Consider the following 16972-nt stretch of genomic DNA (forward strand, 5'->3'; position numbering starts at 1 on the left):
ATAACAACAAAATCTTGTTGAAAAATACTAAAACAGAATTGTTGCACATTCTCTATATTACTAAAAAAAGAGGACATTTGTCGGATACTCTAAATCTGAGTGTCCAACAAAAGTCTGATTTATAAAATATTACTACGATGTATGGTCTTCATATACCTATATAAAGAAATATTAGTTTTGAACCATCTAGTTATGATTTAAAAATAAAGACAAACATCAATTAAAAAATATTTCAGTTTAAAATTAACATCATAAATTTTTACATATAATTTATCATATAATAATATTTTAATTATTATTATAATTTTATTTTAACAGATAAATTTATATTAACATATTAATATATATTGTAATAGGAGGTTTTTGATTATGGTTTTAGCTACTTCTAAAATATATGGAAATTTTCAAACAAGCATTCCTAAAGAAATAAGAAAACAATGCAATATTGATAAAGACTATATTATAGAATGGGACATTACAGAAGAAGGAAAACCTGAAATCAATTTCAGGAAAAAAAGAAACTTTAAAAACTTAGTAGGTGCATTTCATCTAGATGAAGAAACCAATTCAGTAGAACTAAAAAGGAGACTATATCAATGAAAAAATACTTCTTAGATACCTCATTCATCATGGCTCTAATTTTAGATTCAGATTCCAATTATAAAAAAGCAATTAAATTAGAATACATCTTAAATGAAGAATGTTATATCAACAATAATGTATTAAATGAAGTATTAACATTAACTGGAAGAAACTTAAATATTGATTCTGCTAGAGAAGTCTACTATAGCTTAATTGATACGTTCAATGTCTTAAATGAATATGAAATAGTAAATTATACATCAGAAACATTTAAAATCTTTGAAACATATATTGGAGTCAATTCAAATAAAACTAAATTAAGTTTCACTGATTCTAGTATAATACTAACTATGAAAGCATTTAATATTGATACTCTTGTAAGTTTCGATGAAGAGTTTAAAAGAATTAAAGAAATCACTTTAATACAGGAATAATCAAATAAAGCTACATGTTTATTGATGTGAGAAATTAAAAAATCAAACTTTAAATAAATTAACGTATAAACATATAGTAATTAAATTAAGTATATTTATTAAAAAGAAACATGAATTAAAAAAAAGAAGAATGGAGAGGAAGTTTAATGTGAGGCAACGTAGTCATTACCTTCTTGTTCTGACATACCAAATGTTTGACTAATATGACCATTACCTCTGTATTTAATACCTTTTTCAATAATTCCAGATATATGAGTCATATTTTCATCAGTTGGAGCAGACATTTCAGTACCATTTTCAAAAAATACATGGTCTACAACTTTATATTTCATATTCATCATGAGTTATAACACCTATTTTTGAATAGTTAAATGTATTATTACTATAATATGCTAACATTTGTACTTGTTCCTTATTAAATGCATAAGGACCATCATGATTACCATCATAACATGTTGCATATATATTTCTATCGGATAATGTTGTTATAACATTTTCAGTACGTGTACCTTCTTCTGTTTCCTGGTTGTTTGGGTTATCGTTACCATTAACCATGTCAACATCATTCATGCTAATATATTGTGATGGTTTTAATGTATCAGTATTAGAACTAGTGTTTGCATCTGGTGATAATGCACTACCTATTAATGCAATGATAAACACACAAACACAAATTACTGTTAGAGTTGAGCTATTTTTTTACCTTTACCCCAATCTTTCGTGTTCAATCTCATATTTATTCATTTTCTCCTATATTATATAGTTAAGTATATATAATATTTAGTTGCTTTAAAAATTATACATAAACCTAATCCACCTAAAAATCCTGTGATGAATCGTAGTGTATTATTACTTATTCTATTTGTTAGTAATTGTGTTGTTCCATCTATAGCCATTGGTATTAATAGTAGTATTGCTGTTATTATCAAGTAAATAGTGTAATCAACGTAAAAATAGTATGTGTATATTAAATATAATGATATTGCTAAGTAACATCCAGTACAGCGAATACATACTGGAAATTGATGTCCTTTTATGAAAAAACTTCTATTAGGATTTCTATGGCAAATTAAGTTGATTATTTTCATATATATAAATTATATGTCATATGTTTTATTTTATATTTACCACTTCTATTTAATATTGAAAGTTTATAATATAAAAAATAATAATAGATAGACTAATGATTTTCTAAATTTTAATCCTTTATTTTTGAATGTACTAGTAAAGAAATTATGTTAAGGTTATCTTTCTTGTTTTTTGTTTGAGGATTTGAATTTTGACTAGTATATAATTATATGGTGGATATTAACTGTTTTAGGGTAATGTTTATATCTTGTGTGTAATAAAAATAAAAATAGAAGCTACAAATGTATGATTTTTAGTAAAATGTTTTTGATTCTAAAAGAATTAAATTAAAATCATTATTTTAATCATAACAGTAGTGATTTTATAAGTTTATGTTAAAGAGATGATAAAAATGCTAGTACGTAATTTGGATTATTTATCAATCCCAAAAGAATTTAGTAAAGTAGAACTTGATATATATGATAATAAATTTATTACTCTAGTTTATATTCAACAAAAGGGATACTCATTAGTTTTAAAAAATAATGAAGAAATTGATTCTGTATTTTTACTTAAAACAGATATTCTTCCAAATAATGTTAACGACCACTCTGATAGACAGGATTTTATTAATGTTATAAAGATGTTATTAGACAAGATCTATAGTGGTGCAGATATAAAGGAGTATGAAAAACAACATCAGGAGCATGTATTTTTAAGATTAATGGACATGCTTAATGAGCAGTCAGATGTTGAAATGATTAATGAGGATAATTCTCAAATATATAAGGACATTGAAAAAGGATTCATGAAATTAGAATTAGATATTATGGATAATAAGATTAATGCATTGAATAGTTCTATTTCTAATGTTTCAAGTAACCTGGATTCTACTGTTAAAGATATGGAAGAAAAATCCTGGGAAAACAGAATTAAAAAGACATTGAAAGATTTTGAAGGTAACTAGTGATTCACTATGGTAAAGTGTCCTAACTGTGGAGCGGAAGTCGTTGGGTCAGATTTCTGTTTCAATTGTGGAGAAAAAGTAGATAAAACGGAGACCCCATCAGATATTTGTCCAAAATGCGGGGCAAAAAATGATAAAAACACAAACTTCTGTCGTGAATGTGGCTATAAACTGGAAAATGGTGCATCCATTTCTGCTAAACAAAGAGAATGGAATGCTAAACGTAATGAAGTTCTTGCACGTTATGATAAACTTGCAGAGGACTTCGGAATCAAAGATGAAGACTACTTCCTTACCAGTATGAAACGTTTCAATGCATTAGAAGATATACGTGCTAAACATAAAACATTTAATATATACCTTAGACCTGATTATACTAACAGATATGATGGTTTCTTCCTAATTAAGGATAATAAATTTGTTTTCATGGAAATAGACAACCGTGACTGGGAAAAAGTAAATGCTGGTATTAATAACTTCTACTTTGACAAGATAGTATCCATGAGGGTAACTAAAAGACTCGGTGATGAAAGTAGATATGAAGATATCACTAAAAGAATGTTCACATCCCCTCATGATATTAAAAGAAACATTCAAAATAAAATCCAATCACTTAAAGCAACAAGATTCAAGGATATGATAGCAAACAATGATAGTGCAGACATGTTTGACAGATTAATGATCAAACTAGTAGATAACACATCATATGAAATCAGACTTCCAAGCTATGAATTCGGTCAAGACCTGGTGGCATTATATGAATCATTAAGAGACAGACCACAGCAAGTCATTGTCCAGAACCAGGACGCAGGACCTAGTAAAGCACAGCAAATAAAGGAATACCAGGAATTACTAGAAATGGGTTCTATTACACAAGAAGAATTTGATAAAATAAAAGAAAAAATACTATTCGAATAGGGGTGAAACATTATGGTTAAATGTGATAATTGTGGAATAACTATTCCAGAAGGTATGGAAAGTTGTCCAAATTGCGGAAAACTAGCCACTATTAAAACAGGTGAAGATCAAGAATTCAAATCTGATAAAAACCAAAAGGCTGAATCTGATGAAAGTCAAGAGTTTAAAACTGAAGAAGAACAGAATTCATCAGAACAAACCCTTACCCGGACCTGTAAAAACTGTGGTGCCAGAATATATTCAGACAATATACTTTGTCCATTATGTGGCAATAGACTCGACGAAGAATATGAAGAGGAAGAAGAACTAAAATGTGAAAAATGTGGAACACCAATCCCAGAAAACACTCTCTTTTGTCCAACATGCGGAACAAAAGTAAATAATCAAAATAGTACAGGATATTCTCGAGAATACTCAACCCATATAAACGATAATATAAAAACTAGAGAAGAATCAAATCCAAGTATTGGAAAAAAAATTAATTTAGTAAGCATAATAATACCCGCTGTTATAGCTTTAATAATGTCAATAGTATTATCTATAATAGGAGTATGGTTGGAACTATCATGGTATGCATATATAATAGCTATTATACTATCTGTAGGATTCTGTGCAGCACCTATTGATAATGAAATTAATGCAACAATATCCGGATTCATTGTCGGATTATTCTTAGGTATTCTAGAAAGTCCACTCTTTGGAGTTGTATATGGTTCATTTGCTGTAGAGTTATATGAATACTACGTTGGAACCCATCTAATTACTCTGATAATCTTAGGTGTAGTTGTAGCATTTTTATCAAACATGTTTCTAAAAAAACCTGTCACAAATATTGTCACCAAAATCAAAAAAATGATGTAATCGATAGTATTTCATTACTTCTTCTCTTTTTTAAAAAAAAATATGTTATTTATATGATATTATCTAATTTATTTGTAAACATGTTTTATTAATTAATAAACAGGTTTCTACCTAATCATGTTAAGTATCTTGCAATTAGCAGTGTTCATTTTCAAATTCTTTAATTATAGGAGCAAATACCTTATTGAATTTTTCGCCCATATCTATGTGCCATTTAATATATTCATCCCAGTTATCTTTCTTTATTGAATCTATATTACGTCTAATACCTATTGTTGATGATTTATTGTTTTCTTTATTCCTCCAAAATAATTCAAAGCCTAACTCTTCTTCTATCGTTTCTTTATTGGTAAATAAGTATTCAAATAATTCATTATTATTTTTAATCCATATTTGAGTTAAGATGTGTTTCTTCTGAGTGTTTATTTTTAAACTAAGATGAGCTAATGATTTTTTTACATTAGATAATTTTATATTATAAAAAAGCTAAGTTCTCTATAGTATTTAATATTGCATATATTTCTATAAAAAGTAGGTTTTTTATTAAAGGGGAGGTTAAAAAAGAAAATTTTTTAGTATTTATATACATTCATGAATCTGTTAATATCTGATTCATTACCTGTAAATAACACTATATCATTTTCAAGTAATTGGAATTTATCACTAAATTCAGTTATTGTATCATTTCCTCGTATTATAGATGTTATTGTTAGATCATATTTATTAAAGTCATAATCATCCAGTGATTTATTTTCATCTATGTATATTGAATCTGCTATTAAGTCTGTGTCTGCTTCATTAAGATCTAATGATAAATCATCAGTTGAAATCAATCTTAATTCATTGTAATGGTCTGATCTAAGCTCATTTATTGTCTCTGTTATTTCATCAGGATCTTTGTTATAGAAGTCCATTATACGTGAGAAGATCACAAGTCCTGTTTCAAATTCTTCAGGTATTACTTCATCTGCTCCTGCTTCATATAATTCATCAACATTTTTTATGTATTTAGTTCTTACTTCTATGTGTATATTCGGATTTAATCTACGTGCAGTATCTGTTGCTTTAAGACTTCCCCTATAATCTGTTGTTGCTATAATTATCATTTTTGCCTTTGAAATATTAACTTCTTCTAGTATATTTTCTTTTGAAGCATCACCATAAATAATATGTTCTCCTAATGCTTTTTGTCTTTTAACAATTATAGGATTTAGATCTATTGCTATGTATGGTATGTTTTGGTTTTTACATGCTTTTGCTATGTTTCTTCCATTTACACCAAATCCTGCTAGTATCACATGGTCTGATATGTTTTCATCATTTTCATCTATTTGTGTTGGTAGTGCTTCATCATTTTCTGGAAGACGCATACCTCTATTTCCTATTTTTTCAATTATTTTTGGTGTTAGTTTTTGTAAAAATGGTGTTAATGACATTGTAATTACTGTTGTTGCTAAAAATAAGGTGAATAAATCATTTGTTATTAGATTATATTTTAGTCCTTCTGCTGCCAATATAAATGAAAATTCTCCTATTTGTGATAGTAATACTGATACTATTACTATAATTCTCATTGGTAATTTTAGTACTGCAATTGTTGTTCCTGTTGCTAATATTTTAACTACTAATACAACTATTGCAAGGGCAATTATTAATACTATGTTACTAATGAAGTAGTTTACATCTAACATTAAACCTATTGATATTAAAAACAGGCTCATAAACACGTCCTGAAATGGTTCTACATATCCTAGTGTTTGGTGACTGAATTCTGTTTTTGAAATCATAAGTCCTGCAATAAATGCTCCAAGTTCTGGAGATATTCCTGCAAGGGATGTTGCATATGTTGTACCAAGACATATAACTAGTGTTAATAGTATGAATAAATCCCTATTTTTTGTATATGATGCTATGTGTAATACTTTTGGAATTATCCATTTAGAACATACTGCTAGTACCACTACTAATGTTACTACAGTTATTAGTGTTTGTGGTAGTGTTGTTATATCTATTTTACTTCCACCCAGTAGTGGTGTTAGAAGTAAAACCAGTATAACTGCTATATCCTGAAATATCAGTATACCCAGAACTACTTTTCCCTGTATACTATTGTTCATTTGTCGTTCTTGAATTAATTTCATTACAATAGCTGTACTACTGAATGATACTAGAAATCCCATGAATATTCCTTGATTTATTGGAAATCCCACTAGTACTGATAATATCGTTACTATTAATGTTGTTAGTAGAACTTGTAATATACCACCTATTATTGCATAGTGTTTTATTGATGAGAATTTTTCCATTGAAAATTCTAATCCTATAATAAATAGTAAAAATATTACACCTAGTTCTGAGATTGTATTTATTGTTTCTGCTGAATGAAGAAACTGTCCCAGCACTATACCTGTAAGAAACAATCCAATCATTGAAGGGAGTTTAAGTTTATTGAATATTAATAAAATAATAACAGCTGTTAGAAGTATTACTGTTATATTTTGTAATATAAATAAGTCCATTGTTTCTTCCTCAAGTTTAAAGATTATCTTTTATTCTAAATTAATATTTTTCTGTTTTTATACAATTTATATATATGTATTTCTATTTTTTTAAATTTTATGGAAATATTCTAAATATTCATGGAATATTAATCATTTTTAGAGTATTAAAAATAAATACATAATATCAAATTAAATAGATTACATGAGGAGTATTTTTCCTAAAATGTGTATTATTATATAGAATAAATTCATACTTTGCTACTTAGTCTTTAATTTCTTGTTCACAAATTGTTTACATTTTATAGCAATTATACCCATTATATGAAAAATAATTCTCTGAATAAATAATTATAAATAAACTAAATGAAAAATATTCAAGTAATGAAAAGTAATATAAAAGGTTTAATAGAATGATATATTCAGTAGTAGATATAGGTTCAAATACAATAAGATTACAACTATACCAGTATAAAAAAGGAAAACTTAAAACAATAATTTCAAAAAAGAAAACAGCTGGTCTTATTTCATATAAAGAAAATAATAAATTAAATGATGAAGGAATTCAAACATTATTATCCATATTAAAATCATTTAAAAGAATCTTATTCAATTAAAAGTTGATAATGTTTGTTACTTTGCAACTGCTAGTATAAGAAATCTCAAAAATAGTGATGATATTCTTCAACTTATAAAAGAAGAACTTAATATTGATATATATTTACTTGAGAGTAAAACTGAAGCTATGATGAGTTTTAATGCTGTTAAAAATAGTGGAAAAATGACATCTGATGAGGGTATTCTCTGTGATGTTGGTGGAGGAAGTTCTGAAATTGTTTACTTTAACAATAGAACACCACAAGAATTAACAAGTATAGATATTGGCTCACTAAATAGTTACTACAAATATGTATCTGTTATGTTACCATCAACTAGTGAATGTGAAGCTATAAGAAATGATGTATTAGAGAAAATTAAAAAATCAGAAGTAAATAAACATACAGTCACCCACTTATATGCTGTTGGTGGTACAATACGTGCTATTAAAAAGGTATTGGAACATATATGTATAAAAGAAGACAAAACATCTATTATAACACCAGCAATGCTTAAAAAATTACAAAGTGAATTAAATAAAAATAATAAAGAATATTTTACTAAAATTCTTCAAGTAAAAGCAGAACGTATACATACACTTGTACCAGGTCTTGTCATAATAGCAACAATTGCAGAATATTTTAATATAAAACAAATCCATGTAAGTCATAAAACTGTACGAGAAGGAGTAGTATATTCCATTATAGAGAATGATAAAAATGACAATGAATGAAACCAATAATATAATAAGAAAAAAAGAAACTCCTTCTAAATATAAATATACACAAAATAGGGAGTTATCATGGCTTAAATTTAATCAAAGAGTACTTAGAGAAGCTGCTGATGAAACAGTTCCTCTTCTTGAAAAAGTAAAATTCATATCAATATTCACAAGTAATCTTGATGAATTTTACATGATTAGATGTGGAAGTTTATATGATATAAGTCTTGTTGATAAAAAACTTAGAGATAATAAAACAGGACTTACTGCAAAGGAACAATTGAATTTAATATATGAAAAAACAGCACCTCTTTATAAAGAAAAAGATGAAATATATTCTAAGATATTGGCTAAGTTACGTGAATATCGTATTATTAGACATAGTTTTGATGAACTAGATAGTTTAAAAAGAAAATACATAACACAATATTTCTATGAAAATGTCTCACCACTACTTTCTCCACAAATTATAGATCTAAGACATCCATTTCCACATATGATTAATAAGAAGTTGTATATTTATTCCATACTTGAGAATGAAAATACTCGTTGTATGGGATTAATACCTATACCAAAACAGTTACCTGCATATGTGATGTTTCCAGGTACACATGAATATATTCTTATGGAAGAATTAATCTATGCATTTGCAGAGAAAATATTTTCAAATTATACTGTTAAATATTCTACAATTACAGCAGTAACAAGAAATGCTGATGTGAACTTACAAAACTCTCCAATAGATGAGGATGAAGATTATAGACACTATATGAAAAATATTCTTAAAAAAAGAAATAGGCTTGCACCTATAAGGTTAGAGTTTTATAAATACTATAATCATAAATATAACAAGAATTTAAGACGTAAACTTGATTTACATAAAAATCAAGTCTTTGTAACAAATACTCCTATTAATATGGATTATACCTATGATTTAATTGATTCTCTGCCACAACAAATTAAGGAAGAATTAACATTTCCAGAATTTAAGTCTCAAAAATCACCAAATCTTAATACTAAAAAATCAGTATTTAAACAATTAGATAAAAAAGATGTCCTACTTTTCTATCCATATGAATCCATGAACACATTTCTTGGATTTTTAAAAGAAGCTGCAAATGATGATGATGTAACATCCATTAAAATTACATTATATCGTGTTGCAAGATCATCCCATGTAATTAAATATTTACTTGAAGCTATTGAAAATGAAAAGGATGTAACTGTTCTTATTGAATTACGTGCACGTTTTGATGAGAAAAACAACATATATAATGCTGAACTTCTTGAAGAAGCAGGATGTCAAATAATTTATGGTTTTGAAAATTACAAGGTTCATTCAAAGATTTGTGTTGTAACAAGAAAATCTAAAAATAAAATAACTCATTATACTCAGATTGGTACTGGAAATTATAATGAGAAAACTGCAAAGTTATATACTGATTATGCATATCTTACATCAAATCAAACAATAGGAGAAGATGCTATACGTTTCTTTAAAAATATGGCATTATCTAATCTTAATGGAACATATGATAAGTTACTTGTTGCTCCAACTAGTCTTAGAAATAATATAATTAAATATATTGATGAGGAAATAAAGAAGTCAGAAAATAATATGGAAAATGGAATTATAATGAAGATGAATTCCTTAACTGATAGAAAGATTATTAACAAGTTAGTTGAAGCTTCCCAGAAGGGTGTTAAAATAACCATGATAATAAGAGGTATTTGTTGTATAATACCAGGACTTCCAGGTAAAACAGACAATATTGAAGTTAGAAGTATTGTTGGCAGATATCTTGAACATTCAAGAATTTATATTTTTGGTAAGGGTTCTGATAGAAAAATTTATATTTCCAGTGCTGATATTATGACCAGAAATACGGCAAAAAGAGTTGAAGTTGCATGTCCTATTGAAGATTTTGATATTAGAAAAAGAATTCTTGAAGATATAGAAGCCATGCTAAAAGATGATATTAAAGGTCGTAGAATCAATAAAAAAGGTGATTATGAATATATTAAAGAGCAAAAACAATTTAGTTCACAGGATTTCTTCCAAAAACGTGCAATAAAAGAAATCAAAGAATATAATACTTATGAGGAAAATAAATCTATTTTCAGAAGAATTATTGATTATATTCAACAATTATTTTAGAGAACTCATTCCCTTCCTTTTTTTGTCTTTGTAAAAATCATTTCTACAAAGTCCTAATTCTAATTTTAAAAAAGTAAATTAAACTAATTATTGAATAACATGTATTATTGCTTGTAAATGAATTAAAAAATACTAATAATTAGTATAAAAACCATACAAGAACATGTGTTAAATAAAATAATAAAGCGTTGTATAAAACTAGTCAATAATATTTTAATAAATAACCATAGATTTATTAACTACGCACTACAAAAAAAGAAATAATTCAAATTATTATTGTTTTTTATAAACTTAATTTGAATTAGAATTTTTAAAATAAAAGTGGTAACATGAAAGATAAAAAATTAATATTTATTATAACATTGATAATATTATTAATAGGACTAACAACTATAAGTGCAACTGATACAAACACAGAAATTACACAAGAAAAACAAAATATAGAAAAGAACAACAATCCAGAAACAACAAAAACAAACATAAACGCTGACAACAAACCATACTACACAATAGATGATGAAATAGAAGAAAACAACAATGCACAAGATGAAGATGATGGAATAGACTATGAAAATGAAGATAAAACAGACTACACACCATACCTAGAAGATGAAGATAACAAACCATACTACACAATAGATGATGAAATAGAAGAAAACAACAATGCACAAGATGAAGATGATGGAATAGACTATGAAAATGAAGATAAAACAGACTACATACCATACCCAGAAGATGAAGATAACATAGATAACAAACCATACTACACAATAGATGATGAAATAGAAGAAAACAACAATGCACAAGATGAAGATGATGGAATAGACTATGAAAATGAAGATAAAACAGACTACATACCATACCCAGAAGATGAAGATAACATAGAGAACATAAACTGTGATGAAATAGAAAAAAATGAAATAGAAGATATGGAAAACACAAACGACACTGAATTTCTAAAAGACTCATCATCTAATTTAGAAGAGAATAAAAAAACCATTAAAACAACAACATATAACACTAACACCATAAGCACAGATAACACACAAAAATACAATAAAAATACATTACAACCAAGTAAAAACAATGAACTTAAAAAAATAAATAACAATTTCATTAAAAGTAGTCAAAAACTATTTGAAACTGATAACACTAATGAAGAAAATAACATAGACATCATAGAAAATGATAAAACAAGAAAAAAGAACATATTCACAAAAATATTAGATATGTTAATGATGATTGCTACATATCTTCACTTACCTCCAATAGAACAATAATATATGAATTACCTAAAACTATATTATGAAAAAAAGATATGATATTGTTTAATTTCAATATCATTCCTTTTAAATTTTAGTATAGACCAGCCATGATAATATTTTTAATTTCTTTATATACTTGTATATGGAATATCTATAAATGAAAATATCATAACACCCTCTATTTTTCAAGTTTTATCTACTTTTTAACTCTTTCTTCTGTATTATTTTTGAAAATTCTTCTTTTATCATATTTTAGAAAATAGTAGTTATGATTTTTCAAATATGGGAAGTTTATGTTATAAGAGTTATAGAATATAATTAAATTATAATTATTAATTATTACTATTCGAGTAAATACTCGATAAGTTTAAATATAAAATTAAAAATAACATATAAATAACAACAAGAAGGAGACAAAAACTATGGATTTTAAAAAAGTAGTTGTTGCAGGTAGTGGAGTACTTGGTAGTCAAATCGCACTACAAACTGCATTTAAAGGATTTGATGTAACAATATGGTTAAGAAGTGAAGGTTCAATTGACAGAGCAAAACCTAAACTTGAAAGATTTAAAAACATATACCTTCAAACTCTTGAAGCTATGAAAACAAATCCACAAGCATATTGCAGAGGATTAAGTGACAAAAAAGACTTAACAGATGACAAAATAGATGAATTAAAAGATAATCTAATAAAAGGTTATGATAATCTTACATTAACAACCAGTTATGAAGAAGCTGCAAAAGATGCTGATTTAGTTATTGAAGCAATTGCAGAAGATCCTAAACAGAAAATAGCATTTTACACAGAACTTGCAAAATATCTTCCAGAAAAAACAGTGATTGTAACTAACTCTTCAACACTACTTCCAAGTACTTTTGCAGATTATACAGGTCGTCCTGAAAAATACTTAGCACTACATTTTGCAAATGATATATATAGAAATAATACTGCAGAAATAATGGGTCATGCAAATACAAGTTCTGAGTATTATAATCAAGTTGTTGAATTTGCACAAGCTATTGGTATGGTTCCACTTAAATTAAAAAAAGAACAGCCAGCATATATTTTAAATTCATTACTTGTTCCATTTTTAAGTGCTGCTCAAGGACTATGGGCTGACGATGTTGCAGATGTTGAAACAATTGATTTAACATGGAGACTTGCAACAGGTGCTCCTCTTGGCCCATTCCAAATACTAGATATTGTTGGACTTACAACAGCATACAATATTGGACTTATGGATCCTAGATCATCTGATATAAATACTATTCAAGGAAAAGTATCTGCAGCATTAAAAAAGAAAATTGATGCTGGAGAATTAGGTGTGAATGCAGGAAAAGGATTCTATGATTATACAGATGAATAAAACACATATTCATCTATCTTTTTTTATTTAAGGATTTGTTAAATTTGAATACATATAACAAAATACTAGAAAATACTTATAAATTATTTCTTAAAAAAGGACTTTACAATGTTTCATCAGAAGATATAAGTAGAGCATCAAACATTAGTCCGGGAACATTGTATTATCATTTTAAAAATAAGGATGAAATTATTGAAAATGTATTAAATAAATATGTTCTAAAGGTTTATTATGATTGTTTAGATGAAGCAAATAATTGTAATGGAGATACTTTTACTAGATTAACTGTTTTTTACAAGGGAATACTAGGACTAGATAATGAATATCAACCAAAATATGTTTTTAATAATGAAAATGATTTTAAGAAAATTCTTGTAATTTCTTTTGAAGGAATGCAAAAATATAAAGAAATAAATCAGAAATATAATGATTTTAATTTTAAATACACCCAATCTATTAGAAATATAATAGAAAATGGAATAAATAAAGGTGAAATTCAATCTAATTTAGATACTAATGAATTGGTATTGTTTATTAAATCCAATATTAATGGAATTTTCTTTTTATGGATTTTTCAGAAGAATTTTAATTCAAAAGAGATAATTAATATGAATTTAAAACATATATGGAACTACATCAAAGAAAACAAGAATCATTAATAATTATATACTAAGTAAAATATATATTTATGGTATATTTCTAAAAATAAATAAAAAAAATCACTATTTTTTTAAAAAAACATTACAAAATATGAATATTTATTACTTCTTTATTAAAAAGGTGTTAATCATTAAGTATTAATATAAATACTAGATTAAATAAAAAAGAAATCAAAGGAGGCAATGAAAATGAAATGTTATGTTTGTGCTAAAGAAGGTAAGGATACAGAAGCAATAGCTATTTGTATAGTTTGTGGTATGGGTTTATGTGAAGATCATATTGTACATGAAGAACTTGAAGTATGGACAGGAGGATACCCATTCCCTGCTGAAAAACTAGATGAAACTTTACCTAGAATATTATGTCAAAGATGTTACAATGCTATAAAAGCAGCAGAAAAATAAAGTAATCACTGAATTGTTTTATATAAATACGTCTTTTAATAAAGACATAATTTAAATTTTTTTTTTGAAAATAAAACACATAATTAATCTCTAAAAAATAAAAATAGAGAAAAAAATCTACTTATTTTAATCATAACCAATATATTTTGTTGGAATTCCTACTTTTTTAAGTAATAACATTAAAAGCCAGCTGGATATTAATGTTACAATACTAATTATGGGTATTCCATACATTTCATTTGTTTGATCTAAACTAAATATTAAAGTTAATAACATCAATATACTCTGATGTGTTAGGTAAATTCCATAACAGGATCTACTTATAGATGTTGTAAAATCCAAAATCCATTTATTATGTAATATATTTTTTATTTTAAGAAGTATTCCACTTACATCCTTATTGATATATTTAAATACTAGAAATATACCTGTAGCTTGGACTAGTACTATTACACTAACATCAAGATAGGAATGTGTATAGAAATTATAATGATGCAGTAATAATGTGAAAGTCATATGATTTATAACTATCATATCATAGATTATAATTGCTGTTGAAATAACAGTTAATATAAGTCCCATGATAACAAGTTTATTATCATCTAAATTTATCTTCTTATTTTCCAAGTAATAACCTGAAAATAAATAGATTAATGGTCCTATAAAGAAGGTTAAATTAAAGTAACTAGGTGAATTAACATAAGCAAGACATTGATATATTATTGAAGCTATTATTGCAAGTATCAAATAATATTCTGCTCCTTTTAACTGCCATTTTCTTATAAATTCACTTAATATAGGTAATGATAAATATATTCCCAACAACATCCATGCATACCAATGTTGTGTCATGAAATTACTTGCAAATGTTATTAGTGTTCCAATATTCAGTCCAAAATTACTATAATTTAATGATGTTGCTAGTACTGCCATTATTGAATTCCACAATAAAAATGGTACTAGAATTCTAAAGAATGAATTTTTAAAGAAAAATTCCAGATTAGAATAATCCCTATCCAACATTAATTCTCCAAGTAACATAAGAAATATTGGTACACCAAATGCAAATGATGAAAATAAAACATATTCCTCAAGTGTTGTCATGTTTTGACACTTAAATATAAAGGCTACATTTATTAAAACAAGCCATATTATACTTATTGTACGTAATTGATCTATGTATATAATTCTTGATTTATTATCCCCCATATATCATAATCCTTCTTAAAAATTTTTTTTCTAAAAAACAATACTACTTTAGTTATATGTACTATTTAAAATTATTATATATTTTAATATAACTTATACAATAAAATCATGATAAAACAATATATCTACTAATATTTCCTTAAAAATAGTTATAAATATTAACACTTAAAAAAAAGCAAGTATTTTATCTAATTTCTATTTTAAAGTGATTATTTTAGAAATTTTCAATTAGAATATATAAATAAAATTTATATAATAAAATTAGTATTTTATTAATCATGATAAATATAAATTTCACTAATTATATTTACCACAAGAAATATCAGAAATAATGGAGGCTATCATATGACTGATGATATGAAAGGAAAAGTAACAATAGTAACTGGTGGAGGAAAAGGTATTGGATTTGGAATTGCAACAGCATTTGCAAAAGCAAAATCAAACATAGTAATTACTGGTAGAACAGAATCTACATTAATAAGTGCTAAAGAAAAACTTGAAAAATATGGTGTAGAAGTATTACCTATAACAGCTGATGGTGGATATGAAGAACAAGTAAAAGAAGCAGTAGATAAAATAATTGAAAAATTTGGAAGAATTGATGTATTAATAAACAATGCACAAGCATCAAAATCTGGTCTTCAACTTGTTGAACATACACAAGAAGACTTTGATTTAGCAATTAAATCTGGAATATATGCTGTATTCAACTTCATGAAATTCACTTATCCCTACCTTAAAGAAACAAAAGGTTCAGTAATTAACTTTGCATCAGGAGCAGGATTATTTGGAAGAGATGGGCAATCATCATATGCTGCTGCAAAAGAAGGAATAAGAGGATTATCAAGAGTTGCTGCTACAGAATGGGGAAAAGATGGAATTAATATAAATGTAGTTTGTCCTCTTGTAATGACAAAACAATTAGAACAATGGAAAGCAGAATATCCAGAACTCTTTGAAAAAACAATACAAGGAATTCCATTACAAAGATTTGGTGATGCAGAAAAAGATATTGGTGGAACATGTCTATTTTTAGCATCTGATGCTGCTAGTTATATTTCCGGAGAAACCATTACACTTCAAGGTGGATCTGGTCTAAGACCATGAATATGTGATAAATTATCTATAAATCCCCACCTTCTTTTTTTTATTTGAAAATGTGAATGTGCAACATAAAATGTGAATTTACAACATTCAGTTTTTGTGTTTTTCAACATGATTTAGTTGTTATATGTTTATAATTATTAAATATTTGTCGGGGTT

General features: G+C 26.3%; 19 protein-coding genes. 13 read left to right on the plus strand and 6 right to left on the minus strand.

The features are described from left to right. Nucleotides 1–366: 366 nt before the first annotated feature. Both A9758_RS04905 and A9758_RS04910 read left to right on the plus strand, forming a co-directional pair. Nucleotides 367–600, plus strand: coding sequence for a hypothetical protein (locus A9758_RS04905; RefSeq protein ID WP_048059852.1), 234 nt, complete (start codon nt 367–369; stop codon nt 598–600). Beyond that, the gene (locus tag A9758_RS04910) at nt 597–1016 is read left to right on the plus strand and encodes a type II toxin-antitoxin system VapC family toxin (RefSeq protein ID WP_011406327.1); all 420 of its coding nucleotides are present in this window, start codon (nt 597–599) and stop codon (nt 1014–1016) included. The genes A9758_RS04905 and A9758_RS04910 overlap by 4 nt, the downstream gene beginning before the upstream one ends. A 143-nt stretch (nt 1017–1159) precedes the next feature. On the opposite strand, the gene A9758_RS04915 is transcribed toward A9758_RS04910, so the two are convergent. The 3 genes from A9758_RS04915 to A9758_RS04925 form a co-directional block, all read right to left on the minus strand. Further along, the gene (locus A9758_RS04915) at nt 1160–1357 is read right to left on the minus strand and encodes a hypothetical protein (protein ID WP_048059723.1); all 198 of its coding nucleotides are present in this window, start codon (nt 1355–1357) and stop codon (nt 1160–1162) included. Beyond that, on the minus strand, nt 1338–1679 hold the full coding sequence (locus A9758_RS04920; protein WP_011406326.1) for a hypothetical protein: 342 nt from the start codon (nt 1677–1679) through the stop codon (nt 1338–1340). Before A9758_RS04920 ends, A9758_RS04915 begins: the two co-directional genes overlap by 20 nt. 92 nt (nt 1680–1771) lie before the next feature. Beyond that, nucleotides 1772–2104: a DUF2085 domain-containing protein gene (locus tag A9758_RS04925; RefSeq protein ID WP_011406325.1), complete on the minus strand. Its 333-nt coding sequence runs from the start codon at nt 2102–2104 to the stop codon at nt 1772–1774. A 392-nt stretch (nt 2105–2496) separates the two neighbouring features. On the opposite strand from A9758_RS04925, the gene A9758_RS04930 reads away from it, so the two are divergent. From A9758_RS04930 to A9758_RS04940, 3 genes are read left to right on the plus strand one after another with little or no spacing between them, the layout of a single operon-like run. After that, the gene (locus A9758_RS04930) at nt 2497–3051 is read left to right on the plus strand and encodes a hypothetical protein (RefSeq protein ID WP_011406324.1); all 555 of its coding nucleotides are present in this window, start codon (nt 2497–2499) and stop codon (nt 3049–3051) included. A gap of 9 nt (nt 3052–3060) precedes the next feature. Next, nucleotides 3061–3969, plus strand: coding sequence for a zinc-ribbon domain-containing protein (locus A9758_RS04935; RefSeq protein ID WP_011406323.1), 909 nt, complete (start codon nt 3061–3063; stop codon nt 3967–3969). 12 nt (nt 3970–3981) lie between these two features. Next, nucleotides 3982–4830, plus strand: a complete 849-nt coding sequence (locus A9758_RS04940; protein ID WP_011406322.1) for a zinc-ribbon domain-containing protein — start codon at nt 3982–3984, stop codon at nt 4828–4830. Nucleotides 4831–4965: 135 nt separating this feature from the next. Here the strand turns inward: A9758_RS04940 and A9758_RS07740 are convergent, their stop codons facing one another. Continuing rightward, entirely contained in the window at nt 4966–5304 is a 339-nt protein-coding gene (locus tag A9758_RS07740; RefSeq protein WP_083757034.1) for a DUF4268 domain-containing protein, read from the minus strand. 98 nt (nt 5305–5402) lie between these two features. Further along, nucleotides 5403–7349, minus strand: a complete 1947-nt coding sequence (locus A9758_RS04945) for a cation:proton antiporter (RefSeq protein ID WP_011406321.1) — start codon at nt 7347–7349, stop codon at nt 5403–5405. A gap of 392 nt (nt 7350–7741) precedes the next feature. On the opposite strand from A9758_RS04945, the gene A9758_RS07685 reads away from it, so the two are divergent. From A9758_RS07685 to A9758_RS04975, 7 genes are all read left to right on the plus strand, one after another. Continuing rightward, nucleotides 7742–7945, plus strand: coding sequence for a hypothetical protein (locus A9758_RS07685; protein ID WP_011406320.1), 204 nt, complete (start codon nt 7742–7744; stop codon nt 7943–7945). A gap of 35 nt (nt 7946–7980) precedes the next feature. Beyond that, nucleotides 7981–8658, plus strand: coding sequence for an exopolyphosphatase (locus A9758_RS04950; RefSeq protein ID WP_232048235.1), 678 nt, complete (start codon nt 7981–7983; stop codon nt 8656–8658). Then, nucleotides 8651–10804 carry an RNA degradosome polyphosphate kinase gene (locus tag A9758_RS04955; protein ID WP_011406318.1) on the plus strand — a complete coding sequence of 718 codons (2154 nt, stop codon included), beginning with the start codon at nt 8651–8653 and terminating at the stop codon, nt 10802–10804. Before A9758_RS04950 ends, A9758_RS04955 begins: the two co-directional genes overlap by 8 nt. Before the next feature lie 329 nt (nt 10805–11133). Continuing rightward, complete coding sequence (locus tag A9758_RS04960) at nt 11134–12084, plus strand: hypothetical protein (RefSeq protein ID WP_011406317.1); 951 nt, start codon at nt 11134–11136, stop codon at nt 12082–12084. 407 nt (nt 12085–12491) lie between these two features. Further along, nucleotides 12492–13436: a 3-hydroxyacyl-CoA dehydrogenase gene (locus tag A9758_RS04965; protein WP_011406316.1), complete on the plus strand. Its 945-nt coding sequence runs from the start codon at nt 12492–12494 to the stop codon at nt 13434–13436. 44 nt (nt 13437–13480) lie between these two features. Further along, nucleotides 13481–14095, plus strand: coding sequence for a TetR/AcrR family transcriptional regulator (locus tag A9758_RS04970; RefSeq protein WP_069776338.1), 615 nt, complete (start codon nt 13481–13483; stop codon nt 14093–14095). A 189-nt stretch (nt 14096–14284) separates the two neighbouring features. Continuing rightward, nucleotides 14285–14500: a DUF2180 family protein gene (locus tag A9758_RS04975; RefSeq protein ID WP_011406314.1), complete on the plus strand. Its 216-nt coding sequence runs from the start codon at nt 14285–14287 to the stop codon at nt 14498–14500. Nucleotides 14501–14626: 126 nt separating this feature from the next. Here A9758_RS04975 and A9758_RS04980 read toward each other — a convergent pair whose 3' ends face one another. Continuing rightward, nucleotides 14627–15709, minus strand: a complete 1083-nt coding sequence (locus tag A9758_RS04980; protein WP_011406313.1) for an acyltransferase — start codon at nt 15707–15709, stop codon at nt 14627–14629. A gap of 345 nt (nt 15710–16054) precedes the next feature. Between A9758_RS04980 and A9758_RS04985 the strand changes: the two genes are divergently transcribed. Next, entirely contained in the window at nt 16055–16816 is a 762-nt protein-coding gene (locus A9758_RS04985; protein WP_011406312.1) for an SDR family NAD(P)-dependent oxidoreductase, read from the plus strand. Nucleotides 16817–16972 lie beyond the last annotated feature (156 nt).

Source organism: Methanosphaera sp. A6 (genome assembly GCF_001729395.1).
Classification (GTDB): domain Archaea; phylum Methanobacteriota; class Methanobacteria; order Methanobacteriales; family Methanobacteriaceae; genus Methanosphaera; species Methanosphaera stadtmanae.